This is a genomic window from Cryobacterium sp. TMT1-2-1 (assembly GCF_004403955.1).
GTDB classification, from domain to species: Bacteria; Actinomycetota; Actinomycetes; order Actinomycetales; family Microbacteriaceae; genus Cryobacterium; species Cryobacterium psychrotolerans.
This window is the reverse complement of the sequence record NZ_SOHC01000027.1, coordinates 37,845-52,161: the sequence shown is the minus strand read 5'-3', so window position 1 is coordinate 52,161 and position 14,317 is coordinate 37,845. Positions and strand designations below refer to the sequence as shown.

Below are 14,317 nucleotides of genomic sequence, written 5' to 3'. Positions count from 1 at the left end.
GTGGGCGGCGGCGGTGGCGCAGGTGCCGGTGAGCTAGCGGTCGTCGCCCAGCCTCGTGGCGATGAGCGCGCCGATGCGGGTGAGTAGGGGGCCGGGTTCGCTCATGCACCGATCCGTGTCCGGTTCCAGATCGGTGAGCGCATAGGTGCGGTCGAACCCCGCGTCGATGAGTTCTTCCGGCGTGAGCGTGGACTGACCGCAGACGGCGATGGTGGGAACGCCCGCCCGGGCCGCGGCCTGGGCCACGCCGACGGGGGCCTTGCCGCCGAGGCTCTGGTGGTCGAGGCATCCCTCGCCGGTGATCACCAGGGTCGCCCCGGCTACGCGCGTCTGCATGCCGGTGAACTCGAGTACAACGTCGATGCCCGCGCGGCGTTCCCCGCCCAGCACGGCCAGCACGGCGTAGCCGACGCCGCCGGCGGCACCGGAGCCGGGCGCCTCGGTGGCGGTCAGGGCGACAGCGCCGATTTCGGCGGCCAGCACGCGCGAGTAGTTCATCAGGGCCGACTCCAGCAGCTCGACGTCGGCCGGCCCGGCGCCCTTCTGGGGTGCGAAGACGGCAGCGGCGCCCGTCGCGCCGAGCAGGGCATTGTCCACGTCGCTGGCGAGCGTGATCCGCGCGGAGGCGAGGCGCGGGTCGAGGCCGGACAGGTCGACCTTCGCCAGGCGAGCCAGGGCGCCGCCGCCGTCGGGCAGAACGGCCCCGGCCTCGTCGAGCAGCCGGGCGCCGAGGCCGGAGAGCAGGCCGGCCCCGCCGTCGGTTCCGGCGCTGCCGCCGATGCCGAGGATGATGTGGGTGCAGCCCTGGGCCAGGGCTGCGGCGATGAGTTCGCCGGTGCCGCGGCTGGTCGCGCGGAGGGCATCCGGAACACCGTCCGGCAGGGCGGCGAGCCCGGATGCCGTGGCCATCTCGATCACGGCCTCCTCGCCGCGCACGGCGAAGGCCGCCTGCAGGGGCAGTCCGGTCGGCCCGGTCACGGTGACGACCTGGCGGGTGAAGCCGGAACCGACGGCGGCGTCGAGGGTTCCCTCGCCGCCGTCCGCCACCGGCGCCCGGTCGATTACGAGACCCGGGTCGACCGAGCGCAGGCCGGCCTCGAGGAAGGCGACGACATCCGGTGCGCTCAGCGAGCCCCGGAACTTATCGGGAGCGACAACGATGCGCATGCCTAGGCCATCAGCGACATCAGGGAGATCGAGGTGGGAGCATCCGCCTCGCACGTCGCCAGCTCTTCGAACTCGGTGACCGCGTCGATGTTCGCGGCGCCCATGGCGATGTTGGTGACCTTCTCCAGGATGACCTCCACCACGACCGGCACGTTGAACTCGCGCATGAACTCGCGCGCCTCCTCGAAGGCGCCCTGCATGTCGCCGGCCTCGCGCACCCGGATGGCCTTGCAGCCGAGGCCCTCAGCGACCTTGAGGTGGTCGACGCCGTAGCCCTCCAGCTCGGGGGAATTGACGTTGTCGAAGGCGAGGGAGACCTCGTAGTCCATGTTGAACCCGCGCTGCGCCTGCCGGATCAGGCCCAGGTAGGAGTTGTTCACGACGACGTGGATGTACGGGATCTTGAACTGGGCGCCGACGGCGAGCTCTTCGATCATGAACTGGAAGTCGTAGTCGCCCGAGAGCGCGACGACGGTGGCCTCCGGATCGGCCACGGCCACGCCGAGCGCCGCCGGCATGGTCCAGCCCAGCGGGCCGGCCTGGCCGGCGTTGATCCAGTGGCGCGGGCGGTACACGTGCAGGAACTGCGCGCCGGCAATCTGGGACAGCCCGATCGTGGACACGTAGCGGGTGTCCGGGCCGAAGGCCTTGTTCATCTCCTCGTAGACGCGCTGGGGCTTCATCGGCACGTCGTCGAAGTGGGTCTTGCGCTGCAGCGTGGCCTTGCGCACGGCGCAGCTCTCCACCCAGTCTTCCCAGTCCGGCAGGAGGCCGGCGGCCTTCCGCTCCCGGGCGAGTTCGACCAGCCCGGCCAGGGCGGCGCGGGCGTCGGAGACGATGCCGAAGTCGGGGGAGAAGACCCGCCCGATCTGGGTCGGCTCGATGTCGATGTGGATGAACGTGCGGCCCTGCGTGTACGTGTCGAGGCCGCCGGTGTGGCGGTTGGCCCAGCGGTTTCCGATGCCGATCACGAAGTCGGATTCGAGCATCGTCGCGTTGCCGTAGCGGTGCGAGGTCTGCAGCCCGGCCATGCCGGCCATCAGCCGGTGGTCATCCGGGATGGCGCCCCAGCCCATCAGGGTGGGGATCACCGGGATGTTCAGCAGCTCGGCGAGCTCGACGAGCTCGGCCGAGGCATCCGCGTTGATGATGCCGCCGCCGGCGACGATGAGCGGGCGCTCTGCGGCGGCGAGCATGTCCAGCGCCCTGGCCAGCTGGGCGCGGGATGCGACGGGCTTGGGCGCCTCGAGCGGCTGGTAGGTGTCGATGTCGAACTCTATCTCGGTCAGCTGCACGTCGATCGGGAGGTCGATCAGCACGGGGCCGGGGCGCCCGGTGCGCATCAGGTAGAACGCCTTCTGGAAGACCCCGGGCACCTGGCCGGCCTCCATCACGGTGACCGCCATCTTCGTGACCGGGGCCGCGATGGCCGCAATGTCGACGGCCTGGAAGTCCTCCTTGTGCAGGCGGTTCACGGGCGCCTGCCCGGTGATGCAGAGGATCGGGATCGAGTCGGCCCAGGCCGAGTAGAGCCCGGTGATCATGTCGGTGCCGGCCGGGCCGGAGGTTCCGATGCAGACGCCGATGTTGTCCGGTGCGGTGCGGGTGTACCCCTCCGCCATGTGCGCGGCGCCCTCGACGTGGCGAGCGAGCACGTGGCGGATCCCGCCGTGGGCGCGCATAGCCGAGTAGAAGGGGTTGATCGCAGCCCCGGGCAGGCCGAAGGCCTGGGTGGCGCCTTCGCGCTCGAGGATGGCGACGGCGACATCGACGGCTCGCATCTTGGGCATGATTCTCCTAGTGGTTCTGGTGCCTGGCGGGGCTGGTTGGTTGGCGCTGGTGGTGAGCTGCGCTGGTGGTGAGCTGCTCTGTTGGTGAGGTGCGGTGTTGGTGAGCTGCGCTGCTGGTTAGTCGCGCGAGCGGCCGGACAGCTGCTCGACGATGAGCAGCAGCGCGGAGTGGTCGAGCGAACCGTGGCCCTGCGCGCGGAGCGAGCCCATCAGCTGGGCGGTCATGGCGCCCAGCGGGATGGCGACGCCGGCCTCGCGGGCGGCGGCGGTGACGATGCCCAGGTCCTTGTGGTGCAGGTCGACGCGGAACCCCGGCTCGAACGTGCGGGCGGCCATCGCGGCCGCCTTGCGGTCGAGGATGCGGTTGCCGGCGAGTCCGCCGGCGAGCACGGTGATGGCCGATTCGGTGTCGACCTCGTGCGCCTCGAGGAACACGAGCGCCTCGGCGACGAGCTGGATCGTGCCGGCGACGATCAGCTGGTTCGCGGCCTTCACGGTCTGGCCGGAGCCGGACGGGCCCACGTGCACGATCGTCTTTCCGACCGCCTCGAGCACGGGGCGGGCGGCCTCGACGTCGGCGGCCTCACCGCCGACCATGATCGAGAGGGCTGCCTCGATGGCGCCCTGCTCGCCGCCCGAGACGGGGGCGTCGACCGGGCGGATTCCGCGGGCGCTCGCCGCCTGGGCCAGCCGGATGGCGACATCCGGGCGGATCGTGCTGGCGTCGACCCAGATGGCGCCGGACTTCGCGTTGGCGATCAGTCCGTCGTCACCGCCGGCGACGCTCTCGACGTCGGGGGAGTCCGGCAGCATGGTGATGATCACGTCGGCGTCCCTGACGGCGTCGGCGACGCTCGTCGCGCCGCGGCCGCCGTTGGCGACGAGCTGGTCGATCCGGCCCTGACTGCGGTTGAAGCCGATCACGTCGTGGCCGGCCTTGCTCAGGTTGGAGGCCATGGGCAGGCCCATGATGCCCAGGCCGATGACGGCAACGGTGCTCATTTGGTGATCTCCTCGGTGCTGGTGGTCGGTGCGGTGGTGGCTGATTCTGTGCTGGCCGATGCGGTGGTGGTCGGTGCGCTGGCCGGCTGGGCGCTGGCCAGCCAGGCGAACGGATGCTCGGCCGCCGACTTGTATTCGAGCCCCACGTAGCCCTCGTAGCCGAGTTCCCAGCTGCGATCGAGCCAGGCGTCGATGGGCAGGGTGCCCGTTCCGGGTTCCCCGCGGCCCGGGGCATCCGCGATCTGGATGTGGCCGAACTGGCGTGCGTGCAGCTCGATGACGGCGTTCACGTCGTCGCCGTTGACGGCCAGGTGGTAGAAGTCGGCCAGAAGTTTGATGTTCGTGTCGCCGTGGCGGGCCGTGACGGTCCTGATGACGCCCAGCACGTCGTCGGCGGTGAGCAGCGGGTAGAGGGGCGCGCCGCTGACCGGCTCGAGCAGCACGACTCCGCCGATCGGAGCCACGGCCTGCGCGGCCAGGGAGAGGTTTTCTGCGGCGAGGTCGTCCTGCTCCTCGGGGGTGACGCCGTCGACCCGGTTGCCGTAGAGGGCGTTGAATGCCTTGCAGCCGAGGCGCTCGCCGATGCCGGCGACGACCGCGAGGTTGTCGCGGAACTCGTCGGACCGGGCCGGCCAGGACACCAGGCCCCGGTCGCCGGCAGGCATGTCCCCGGCGGCGAAGTTCAGTCCGCTCAGCTGCACGCCGGCATCCGTGATCGCCTTCTCGAACGCGTCGACCTCGACGTCGCTCGGCACGGCGGTGGGGAAAGGCCACCAGAATTCCACGGCGTCGAAGCCGGCGGCTTTGGCGGCTGCCGGGCGCTCAAGCAGGGGCAGTTCCGTCAGGAGGATCGAGCAGTTCACGGTGTACGGCATGTGCGTCCTTCGGTTGCGATCGTCGGATATTCCACAATATGGAAGGGATCTTCTGTCTTATGAAAGAGTAGGCGTGACCGGACGTCGCGTCAACTTTCGACGCGCTGAGCGATGGAGGTGCGAAATCCATTTCCCCAGGTCAGCGGGGCGCGATCGCGCGCACGCGTTGCCGCATATTCACCGTCTCGTCGGCCTCGTCCCACGTCGGCGGCGGAGCCATCTCGAGGGTTGTGTGCAGCGCGGCTCAGGGTCCGCGGTTCAGCGCCCGCGGCTCGGATTTCGTAGGGGTCAGATTTCGTGGGGCCAGACTTCGTCGGGGTCAGATGGCGTCGGGCTCAGACGACGTCGGGCCAGATTGCGTTGGGGTCAGATTTCCTGGGACTCAGATTGCGTTGGGGTCAGACCTGGGGTCAGATTGCGTCGGGCCAGACTTGGTAGGGGTCAGATTGCGTCGGGCTCAGATCTCGTAGTCCGATCCCTCGAGGTCGGTGGGGGTGCGCTCGCCCGCCGCGAGCTCCTGGAACAGGGTCACGGTAAGGCCCGCCGGAGCCTCGAGGCGGGAGTTGAGCGACTGCCACGGGGTCACCCGCGGGGCCGCGATCAGCGCGGCGCCGGCATCCGTCAGCGCCTGCGTCGTCTCGGCCGCGTCGACCACCTCGAACGCCACCCGGATGTGTCCGCTCGGAATCCCGTCGGTCTCCAGCCCGTCGATCATCCGCCGCTGCGCCGGGTTGTGCAGTTCCAGGGTCGCCCGCCCGGCGTCGAGGACCATCCCGCGGGCCTCGCCCTCGCCCGGGTCCTCGAACGACTCCTCCTCGGTGAGGCCGAGCGCATCGCGGTAGAAGCGCACCGCGGCGTCGTAATCGGCCGCCTCCACGACCAGGCGCAGCTGGCGCACGGGCGGCCTCGGGCCGGCGCCCCTCGGGCAGGCCCCCTGCGGGTCGGTGCGCCTTGGGTCGCTGTGCTTCGTGCGGACGCCCTGCGGGTCGGTGCCCTTTGGGTCGGTGCCGTTCAGGTCGGTGCCGTTCAGGTCGGTGTGCTCGCTCATGCTCTCAGGCTAGGAACGACCCCCGCGACGCACAATGGGTATCAGATCACATTGAGATGCGGACAAAGTACCTTCAATTCGCCCGGGAAGGTTCCTTTTCCGCAACTCAGCGCCGCCCTCGCCCTCTTGCGCCCTTGCGTCCTTGCGTCCTTGCCCTCGCGCCCCCGCGCACGCCCCAGAAGTCAATCACGTTGAGTTGCGGACAAAGTACCTTCAATTCGCCCGGGAAGGTTCCTTTTCCGCAACTCAGCGCGGCCCTCGCGCCCCGCGCACTCTCGCGTCTCGAGCACGCCCCCACGCACGCCCCCACGCACGCCCCCAAGCACGCCCGCTGACCCCCGAAAGCGGCCGAGAAACTTCTTCGCAGCACGCATAGTGTCGAAAAGCAGGAGTAGTGTCAACGGCCCCCTGGTACCCGACCCGGTCGCACTGGCACACCCTCAAGGAGGTCGACATGAAACTCACGTCCGCACAGAACGATCGCGCGACCGGGATTCTGTTGGGCCTGGCCACGGGGGACGCGCTCGGCGCCCGCTACGAGTTCCAACCGCCGCTGCCCGACGAGATCGCGGTGGGCATGTTCGGCGGCGGCCAGCTCGGCTGGGAACCGGGCGAGTGGACCGACGACACGGCCATGGCCATCCCGATCGCCCGCGCCGCCGCAGCCGGCCTCGACCTCCGCGACGAGGCCGTGCTCGACCGGATCGCCGCGACCTGGGCCGACTGGGCCTACGACGCGAAAGACGTCGGCATCCAGATCGGCGCCGTGATCCGGCGCGCGTCCTCGCCCACCGCCGCGGGCCTCCGCGAGGCCGCCGTCGCCTACAGCGCCCGCAGCCACCGCTCGTCCGGCAACGGGTCGCTCATGCGCGTCGCCCCGGTCGCCCTCGCCTACCTCGACGACCCCGACGCCCTGGTCGAGGCCGCGACGGCGCTCTCGCAGCTCACCCACACGCATCCGGATGCCGTGGAGGCCTGCGTGATCTGGAGCCTCGGCATCCGTCACGCGGTGCTGCACGGCACATTCGACGGCGTGCGCGCGGCCCTGGGCAGCCTGCCCGCCGACCGCGCCGCCATCTGGGCCGAGCGGCTCGACGAGGCCGAACGGAACTCGCCGACCCGCTTCAACCACAACGGCTGGGTGGTCGAGGCGCTGCAGGGCGCCTGGTCTGCGATCACCCGAACGCCCGTTCCCGAGCTGGACCCGGTCATCGACCAGTACCCGTGCGGCCACTTCGCGGCCGCCCTGGAGACCGCAGTGCGCGGCGGACGCGACACCGACACCGTGGCGGCGATCGCCGGCGGGCTCCTCGGGGCGCGCTGGGGAGCATCCGCCGTGCCGGCGCGCTGGCGCCGCGTGATGCACGGCTGGCCGGGCGAGCGGTCCGGCGAACTGGTGCGCCTGGCCGCGCTGGCCGTGGCGGGCGGCCGATCGGATGCCTCCAGCTGGCCGGCCGCGCCCGTGGTCGACTACTCCGCACACGGCGATGTGAGCTCGCTCGCCGCCCACCCGCGCGATCCCGGCGTCTGGCTCGGCGGGGTCGCACGCTTCGAGGCGCTGCCCGACGGCATCGACGCGGTCGTGTCGCTCTGCCGCGTCGGCGCTCCGGCCGCCGCGATCCCGCGCTCGGACCACATCGAGGTGCGGCTGGTCGACCGCGACGGCGACAACCCCAATCTCGACTTCGTGCTCGCCGACGCGGCGGACGCCGTTGCCGCGCTTCGCGCCGAGGGCAAGACCGTGCTGCTGCACTGTGTGCAGGCGATCAGCCGCACCCCCGCGGTCGGCGCGCTGTACTCCGTGCGCCACCTGGGCGTTCCGGCGGACGAGGCTCTGGCCGAGATCCAGCGGGTGCTCCCGCATGCGCACCCGATCGAGAGCTTCCGCGCCGCGCTGCTCGCGGCCGAGGGCGCCGGGTCGGGGACGCCGGCGGTGAGCGAGCAGTCGCTGGTGGGCGAGGAGTCGCTGCAGCGGCTGTCGTAGTGCGCTGATGCTCGCCGAGTTTGACCGTTCCGGTCGAGTTGGCTGGGTGTGCCGGGCAAACTCGACCGCAAGTGTCAAGGTCGGCGTGACGCCGAGCCCGCGTTAGCCGATCAGGGTGAGCATCAGCCGGGATGCCTCGAGCGCCTCGACCTCGTGCGTGAGTGCCGGCTCCAACCGGAGCAGCGACCCGGGCACCAGTTCGGTGACCTCGCCGCCGGCGGTGATTCGCAGGTGTCCGTCGAGCGCCTGCAGGAGCAGGGTCTTCGGCGCCCTGTGCTCCTTCATCACGTGCCCGGCGTCGAACGTGAGCACGACCACGCGCACGTCCGGTGAGGTGAGCACGGTCGAGTGGCCGAGGCCGCTCGGGCCGATGGTGGTGCCGGCGCGAACGTCGGGAACGAAGGTGATCGGTGCCGCGGGAGTCTCCATGGCTTCACGTTAGCCCTCGGCCCGGGCCGCGCATCCGGTCGGCAGCACATGCGCACGAGCAGCCGGTAGCCGCCGGCCCGGGCGGGCGACCTCCTGGAGGAGGCTCTAAATCGTGCCGAGCTCCGTCAGCTTCGCGTGCAGGGTCGCGTCGCTCGGCTCCACGACGTGGGTTCCGTCCGGGAACACGACGACGGGGATCTGGGTGCGGCCGCTGATCGCGGTGGCACGGTCTGCGCCGTCCTCGACGGCCAGGAGGTCGACGTAGTCGTAGTCGACGCCGAGCGTGTCGAGCAGTCGCTTCGAGCGGCGGCAGTCGCCGCACCACTCCGCACCGAACAGGGTGATGCGCTCGGCGGATGCAGCGGGGACAGCGGGGGCGGCGAGATCGGTCATGCATCGATCTTATGTGTATGCATTTACTGTTTCCCTGGGAGCGCCGCCGGACAAATCCGGGTCTTCCCGGGCCACCGAGGCCGCGAACGCAGCCACAGTCCCCGTCCCCGAGCCGATTTCGCGTCAGCCTGTCCACCCCTTGCACGGGGGTGCGGCCTGGCTGCGTGGTTGCCGACGACCCCGCAAAACCGCTGCTAGGTTCTACGTACAGATAGCAGCCGGGGGGCTCAACCGTGAACGCACAGGATGTGGTGATCGCCGCGGCCATGCCCACCATCGACGATCTGCTCGCGGAGTCTGAGCTGTCGAACGATGGCGGGCGGCACCGCCAGGGCGCCGAGCAGGCCGAGGAAATCCTGACCCGGCCGGACGTGACGCCCCGGCAGCGGGCCCATGCCCGCCGGCTCCTGTCCCTGCACCGGCTGCGGCTGGGCGACTTCGAAGCATCCGTCGCGCAGGGCCTCCTCGCACTGGAATACCTCACGGCCAGCGGCGATTTCCTGGGCCAGTCGAAGGTGCACTGCACCCTGGCGCTGGCGTTCGCCGACACGGCCCTGCACGAGACGGCGCTCCACCACGTGCTCGGGGCGCTCTCGGCGGCGCGTGAATCCGGGGATCCGGTCGCGGAGTTCTGGGCGCTCAGCCGCTCCTCCATGGTGCACGGGGCCATGGGCGACTGGACGCGCGACATTGACCTGGGCCGGCAGGCGCTCGCCCTCGCGCAGACACTGGACGACCCCGAGTCCGCCTTCGTCGGGCTGAACAACCTCGGCGATAGCTTCCTGCAGATCGCCCGGGGCCAGCACGCCCAGGGCCTGGATGCCACGGCGGCCCTGGAGGAGGCGCTGGTCCTCGCGCGCGAGTCGGTGGCCGTCGCGGCGGCGCAGGGGCATTACTTCTACGAGACAATCGCCCGCACCAACCTCGTCAGCGTGCTGATCGGGCTCCAGCAGCACGACGAGGCCCGCGAACAGGGCTGGCTGGCCAAGGCCCTGGCGAAGGCCAACGGATTCCGCAACCTCGAGATCGACATCGACGCCCAGCTGGCCGACGTGGTCAGGGCCGAGGGCCGCCTCGAAGAAGCGACCACGATGATGACCTCGCAGCTGACCAACCACGACGTCGAGGACGACCCGACCCTCCTTGCCCGGCTGCACAAGGCGCTGTTCGAGATGCACAAGGAACGCGGGCGGTTCGAACAGGCGCTGCTGCACCACGAGCAACTGCACGCCCTGTCCCTGCGCGCGACCGTGCAGACCGCCGGCCTGCAGTCGCAGATGCTGATCAACACCATCGAGATCGAACAGGCCCACCACGAGGCCGAGCGGTCCCAGCTCGAGGTGCAGATGGAGCGCCTCCGCGCCGAGGAAATGGACGTGCAGGCGCACACCGACTCGCTCACGCGGCTGCCCAACCGGCGCGCCCTCGACCGTCACCTGCCGCCGATGATGGGACACGCCCAGGACAGCGTGAAGCCGCTCTGCGCGGCGATGATCGACTTCGACCACTTCAAGCGCATCAACGATGTGCACGGCCACGCGAAGGGCGACGAGGTACTGACCGTCATGGCCACCATGCTGCGCGCCGTCACCCGCGACACCGACCTGGCCGTCCGGGTCGGCGGCGAGGAGTTCCTCCTCGTCTTCGGCGACACCACCCTCGAAGGCGCGGCGGTGGTCTGCGAACGCCTGCTCGCCTCGGTCCGCGCCTATCCCTGGGACACCCTGGCCCCCGGTCTGGCCTGCACGGTCAGCGCGGGCCTGGCCGAACTCGAACCCTCCGAAAGCGTCTCGACCTGGCTCGCGCGCGCCGACGCCGCGCTGTACGCGGCCAAGCACGGCGGCCGGGACCAGGTCAGCTGGGGAGAGGTCGACGCATCGTGAACCCTGAGCCGGACATGACGGATGCCGCGGCATCCGTCGCCCTCGCCCCGAAGCCGAGGATCGACGAACTGCTCGACGCCTGTGAGGTGTCCAGCATGGACGGCCGGCACCGCGAAGGCGCCGAACAGGCCGAGGAAGTCCTACTCAGGCCCGGCGTCACGCCCACCGAGCAGGCGTACGCCCGGCACCTGCTGTCGCTGCACCGGCTGCGCCTCGGCGAGCACGAAGCCTCGGTGAAGGAGGGCCTGCTCGCGCTGGAGTTCCTCACCGGCAGCGGTGACCTGGTGCGCCAGTCGAAGCTGCACTGCATCCTGGCGCTGGCGTTCACCGAGACGCACCTGAACGAGACCGCGCTCCGCCACGCGGTGTCGGCGCTCGACGCGGCGCGGGCCTGCGACAGCCCGACCCTGGAGTTCTGGGCGCTCAGCCGGGCCGGCATGGTGCACGAGGCGCTCGGCGACCCCCAGTACGGGCTGGAACTCGGCCGGCAGGCCCTCGCCCTGGCCCGCACGCTCGACGACCCCGAGGCGCGCTTCGCCGGACTGAACAACCTCGGCGACGCCTGCCTGACCGTGGCCCGGGCCCAGCTCGCCCAGGGCCAGAGTGCGTCGCTGGCCCTGCAGGAGGCGCTGGCGCTCGTGGAGGAGTCCGTGCAGATGGCCCACGAGCAGGCTCACTCCTTCTGGGAGATGATCGCGCGGACCAACCTGGTCAGCATCCTGATCGAGCTCGAACGCTACGTCGAGGCCCGCGAGCAGGCCGGCCTGGTCAAGGGCCTCGCCCAGGCCCAGAGTTCTCGGTACATGGAGCTGAGCAACGACGCGCAGCTGGCCGAAATCGTCCGGGCCGAGGGCAACCTCGACGAGGCCGTGACCATGATGGAGGCCCAGCTGGCGGACCCGGACGCCGAACAGAACCCCGCCCTGATCATCGAGCTGCACAAGTCGCTGTTCGAGATGCACAAGGCGAGCGGGCGTTTCGAGCAGGCGCTGGCGCATCACGAGCAAATGGATGTCCGCATGCTCGACATGACCATCCAGACCGCCGGGCTGCAGTCCCAGATGCTGATCAACACCATCGAGATCGAACACGCCCACCACGAGGCGGAGCGGTCGCGGATCGAGGCGCAGATGGAACGCATCCGTGCCGAGGAGCTGGACCACGAGGCGCACACTGACCCGCTCACCCGCCTGCCCAACAGGCGGGCCCTCGACCGCGAGCTGCCGCCGCTGATGGGCGACGAGCGCGCCAAGCCGCTCTGCGCGGCGATGATCGACCTGGACCACTTCAAGCGGGTCAACGACGAGTACGGCCACGCCACGGGCGACCAGGTGCTGACCGCGATGTCGAACCTGCTGCGCGCGGTCACCCGCGACACCGACCTGGCCGTGCGGGTGGGCGGCGAGGAGTTCCTGCTCATCTTCGCGCACACCAGCCTCGAGCAGGCCGAGCTCGTCTGCGAGCGGCTGCTCGCCTCGGTGCGCACCTACCCGTGGGAGACCATCGCGCCCGGGCTGACCTGCACGGTGAGTGCCGGCGTGTCCCAGCTCAAGCCGTTCGAGGTCGTGTCGGAATGGCTCGCCCGATCGGATGCCGCCCTCTACGAGGCCAAGCGCGCCGGTCGCGACCGCGTCAGCCTGGCCCCCGCGTAGCCGTCCCGTGCGCCGAGATTGCCGGTTGCGGTCGAGTTTGCCTGGTGTGCCTGCCAAATTCGACCGGAATGGGCAAACTGGGCGTGACGGCGGTGACGAACGGAGGTAGCGGATGCCCAAACACAGTGCGGGAATCCTGCTCTATCGATTCGCGGATGCCGCGGGCTCGGTCGCCTCGGTGGCGGATGCCGCGGCTGCGGATGTCGTGACCGACGATGTTCCGGGCCCGGTCGCCCGATCCCTGGAGGTCTGGCTCGTCCACATGGGCGGACCGTTCTGGGCGCGGAAGGGCGCGGGCGCCTGGGTCGAACTGAGTAGGCGCCCTGGGTCGGATTGATGTCGGGTCGGCTGGGAGCCGATCGCCTACGTGCCCTCAGAATGCCGGGGGGACTCGGTGTCGAGGGGGGACGCGGCCTCCGGTGGCGCCTCGACGTCGGCGCTCTCCGCGGCCGGATTCGTGAACGGGACCGTGCCGAGCGCCTCCGAGGAGGTGCGGACCGGCCCCATGGTGCGCTGGCGCAACGGGTCGCGGCGCAGGTCGACGTAGAGCGACACACACAGGCCGATGATGATCAGCACGAACGGGGTCGCCGCCAGGATGGTGAACGTCTGCAGCGCAGGCAACCCGCCTACGAACAGCAGCACCGCGGCGACGGCGCCGCTGAGGACTGCCCAGAAGATCACGAGCGGCTTCCACGGCTCCTTGCGGCCGCGACTCGACAGCGTCCCGAGCACGAGCGCGCCGGCATCCGCCCCGCTGACGAAGAAGACGGCCGTCAGTACCATCACCACCAGGGCCGAGCCGATGAAGAACGGATACTGCTGCAACGCCGCGAAGAACCCGGCCGCCGCGCTGCCCGTGCCGGCGATATCGGTGCCGTTCAGCTGCCGATCCAGGCCCATGCCGCCGAATACGACGAACCACAGGATGCTGACCGCCGTTGGCACCAGCAGCACGCCGAGAACGAACTCGCGAATGGTTCGGCCGCGGGAGATCCGGGCGATGAAGGTGCCGACGAACGGGGTCCAGGAGATCCACCACGCCCAGTAGAAGATGGTCCAGCTCGCCAGCCAGTCGCCGCCGCCGAACACCGCGGAGTGGAAACTCATCGGAACGATATCGGTCAGGTACGCCCCGATCGACGACGGCAGCAGGTTCAGGATGAACACCGTCGGGCCGACCACGAAGACGAACACAACGAGCACGGCAGACAGCACCATGTTCGTGTTGCTCAGCCACTTGATGCCTTTCGCAACCCCGCTCGCCGCGGAGAGCACGACCCCCACGGTGAGCACGCAGATGATGATGATCGGCAGGGCCGCCGCGGGCTCTTCCTCGAATTGCCCCGTGCGCAGCAGCGACACGCCGGCCGCGATCTGCAGTGCGCCGAGCCCGAGCGAGGTCGCCGAACCGAACTGGGTGCAAATGATCGCCAGCATGTCGATCGGCTTGCCCCAGCCCTTGCCCTCGATCCGCTCCTTGCCGAACAGGGCCTGGAACGGGGCGCTCATGAGGTTGCCGCGGCCCATTCGGTAGGTCGAGTAGGCCAGGGCGAGGCCGACCACCGAGTAGATCGCCCACGGATGAAGTCCCCAGTGGAAGAACGTGTACGCCATCGCCGCGTTGGCGGCCTCCGGACTGTTCGACGCCGCGTCGACGAACGGGGGCGGCGTCGCCAGGTGGGTGACCGGCTCGTAAACGCCGAAGAACATCAGCCCGATCCCCATGCCGGCGCTGAACATCATCGACACCCACGAGAGCGTCGAGAACTCGGTGCCCTGCCCCTCGCGGGAGAGCGGAATGCTCCCGTACCTCCCGAACGCCAGCACCAGGGCGAAGATGACGAAGCCCGACGCCGCGAGAATGAACAGCCAGCCGACGTTGCCGGTGACCCAGCCGAGAACGGATGTCGAAACCTCGCCCACCGTCTCGGTGAACAGCACCCCGAGCAGGCAGATCACCAGAATAATGCCGGCGGAAACGAAGAAGACCGTTTTGTCGACGGTGGCCCAGCCCGTTCGGCGCGGTTCACTCACCGCGTCCCCGAGTGCGGACTCGATGCCGCCGCCCGATGGAACCCTGGACATATCGCT

At 70.0% G+C, this 14,317-nt stretch carries 12 protein-coding genes; 4 read left to right on the top strand and 8 right to left on the bottom strand.

The window, feature by feature from the left end:
• Positions 1-33: 33 nt before the first annotated feature.
• The 5 genes from E3T33_RS04720 to E3T33_RS04700 all read right to left on the bottom strand — a co-directional run bounded on the left by E3T33_RS04720 (position 34) and on the right by E3T33_RS04700 (position 5,882).
• Positions 34-1,167, bottom strand: a complete 1,134-nt coding sequence (locus tag E3T33_RS04720) for a glycerate kinase (protein WP_134574862.1) — start codon at positions 1,165-1,167, stop codon at positions 34-36.
• Positions 1,168-1,169: 2 nt separating this feature from the next.
• Complete coding sequence (gene gcl, locus E3T33_RS04715) at positions 1,170-2,957, bottom strand: glyoxylate carboligase (RefSeq protein ID WP_134574861.1); 1,788 nt, start codon at positions 2,955-2,957, stop codon at positions 1,170-1,172.
• 117 nt (positions 2,958-3,074) lie between these two features.
• Complete coding sequence (locus E3T33_RS04710) at positions 3,075-3,959, bottom strand: 2-hydroxy-3-oxopropionate reductase (RefSeq protein WP_134475702.1); 885 nt, start codon at positions 3,957-3,959, stop codon at positions 3,075-3,077.
• Positions 3,956-4,834 carry a TIM barrel protein gene (locus tag E3T33_RS04705; RefSeq protein WP_134574860.1) on the bottom strand — a complete coding sequence of 293 codons (879 nt, stop codon included), beginning with the start codon at positions 4,832-4,834 and terminating at the stop codon, positions 3,956-3,958. The genes E3T33_RS04710 and E3T33_RS04705 overlap by 4 nt, the downstream gene beginning before the upstream one ends.
• A 457-nt stretch (positions 4,835-5,291) precedes the next feature.
• Positions 5,292-5,882, bottom strand: coding sequence for a VOC family protein (locus tag E3T33_RS04700; RefSeq protein ID WP_134574859.1), 591 nt, complete (start codon positions 5,880-5,882; stop codon positions 5,292-5,294).
• A 454-nt stretch (positions 5,883-6,336) separates the two neighbouring features.
• Here E3T33_RS04700 and E3T33_RS04695 point away from each other — a divergent pair, with 454 nt between their 5' ends.
• Positions 6,337-7,866 (top strand): ADP-ribosylglycohydrolase family protein, encoded by a 1,530-nt coding sequence (locus E3T33_RS04695; protein WP_092321320.1) that lies wholly within the window; start codon positions 6,337-6,339, stop codon positions 7,864-7,866.
• 102 nt (positions 7,867-7,968) lie between these two features.
• Here E3T33_RS04695 and E3T33_RS04690 read toward each other — a convergent pair whose 3' ends face one another.
• Positions 7,969-8,295: a cupin domain-containing protein gene (locus tag E3T33_RS04690; RefSeq protein ID WP_092321112.1), complete on the bottom strand. Its 327-nt coding sequence runs from the start codon at positions 8,293-8,295 to the stop codon at positions 7,969-7,971.
• Between the two features lie 105 nt (positions 8,296-8,400).
• Positions 8,401-8,688, bottom strand: coding sequence for a glutaredoxin domain-containing protein (locus E3T33_RS04685; RefSeq protein WP_092321113.1), 288 nt, complete (start codon positions 8,686-8,688; stop codon positions 8,401-8,403).
• Between the two features lie 233 nt (positions 8,689-8,921).
• On the opposite strand from E3T33_RS04685, the gene E3T33_RS04680 reads away from it, so the two are divergent.
• The 3 genes from E3T33_RS04680 to E3T33_RS04670 all read left to right on the top strand — a co-directional run bounded on the left by E3T33_RS04680 (position 8,922) and on the right by E3T33_RS04670 (position 12,560).
• Positions 8,922-10,571, top strand: a complete 1,650-nt coding sequence (locus E3T33_RS04680) for a GGDEF domain-containing protein (protein WP_134574858.1) — start codon at positions 8,922-8,924, stop codon at positions 10,569-10,571.
• Entirely contained in the window at positions 10,568-12,223 is a 1,656-nt protein-coding gene (locus E3T33_RS04675) for a GGDEF domain-containing protein (RefSeq protein ID WP_134574857.1), read from the top strand. The genes E3T33_RS04680 and E3T33_RS04675 overlap by 4 nt, the downstream gene beginning before the upstream one ends.
• 112 nt (positions 12,224-12,335) lie before the next feature.
• The gene (locus E3T33_RS04670; protein WP_092321116.1) at positions 12,336-12,560 is read left to right on the top strand and encodes a hypothetical protein; all 225 of its coding nucleotides are present in this window, start codon (positions 12,336-12,338) and stop codon (positions 12,558-12,560) included.
• Positions 12,561-12,586: 26 nt separating this feature from the next.
• On the opposite strand, the gene E3T33_RS04665 is transcribed toward E3T33_RS04670, so the two are convergent.
• Positions 12,587-14,311 carry a BCCT family transporter gene (locus E3T33_RS04665; RefSeq protein ID WP_134574856.1) on the bottom strand — a complete coding sequence of 575 codons (1,725 nt, stop codon included), beginning with the start codon at positions 14,309-14,311 and terminating at the stop codon, positions 12,587-12,589.
• Between the last annotated feature and the right edge of the window lie 6 nt (positions 14,312-14,317).

What these genes read in the sequence shown, in the direction of transcription:
- E3T33_RS04690 (WP_092321112.1), bottom strand. Translation starts at nt 8,295, where the DNA reads ATGGAGACTCCCGCGGCACCGATCACCTTCGTTCCCGACGTTCGCGCC.
- E3T33_RS04710 (WP_134475702.1), bottom strand. Translation starts at nt 3,959, where the DNA reads ATGAGCACCGTTGCCGTCATCGGCCTGGGCATCATGGGCCTGCCCATG.
- E3T33_RS04695 (WP_092321320.1), top strand. Translation starts at nt 6,337, where the DNA reads ATGAAACTCACGTCCGCACAGAACGATCGCGCGACCGGGATTCTGTTG.
- gcl (WP_134574861.1), bottom strand. Translation starts at nt 2,957, where the DNA reads ATGCCCAAGATGCGAGCCGTCGATGTCGCCGTCGCCATCCTCGAGCGC.
- E3T33_RS04720 (WP_134574862.1), bottom strand. Translation starts at nt 1,167, where the DNA reads ATGCGCATCGTTGTCGCTCCCGATAAGTTCCGGGGCTCGCTGAGCGCA.
- E3T33_RS04670 (WP_092321116.1), top strand. Translation starts at nt 12,336, where the DNA reads ATGCCCAAACACAGTGCGGGAATCCTGCTCTATCGATTCGCGGATGCC.
- E3T33_RS04685 (WP_092321113.1), bottom strand. Translation starts at nt 8,688, where the DNA reads ATGACCGATCTCGCCGCCCCCGCTGTCCCCGCTGCATCCGCCGAGCGC.
- E3T33_RS04705 (WP_134574860.1), bottom strand. Translation starts at nt 4,834, where the DNA reads ATGCCGTACACCGTGAACTGCTCGATCCTCCTGACGGAACTGCCCCTG.
- E3T33_RS04700 (WP_134574859.1), bottom strand. Translation starts at nt 5,882, where the DNA reads ATGAGCGAGCACACCGACCTGAACGGCACCGACCTGAACGGCACCGAC.
- E3T33_RS04665 (WP_134574856.1), bottom strand. Translation starts at nt 14,311, where the DNA reads ATGTCCAGGGTTCCATCGGGCGGCGGCATCGAGTCCGCACTCGGGGAC.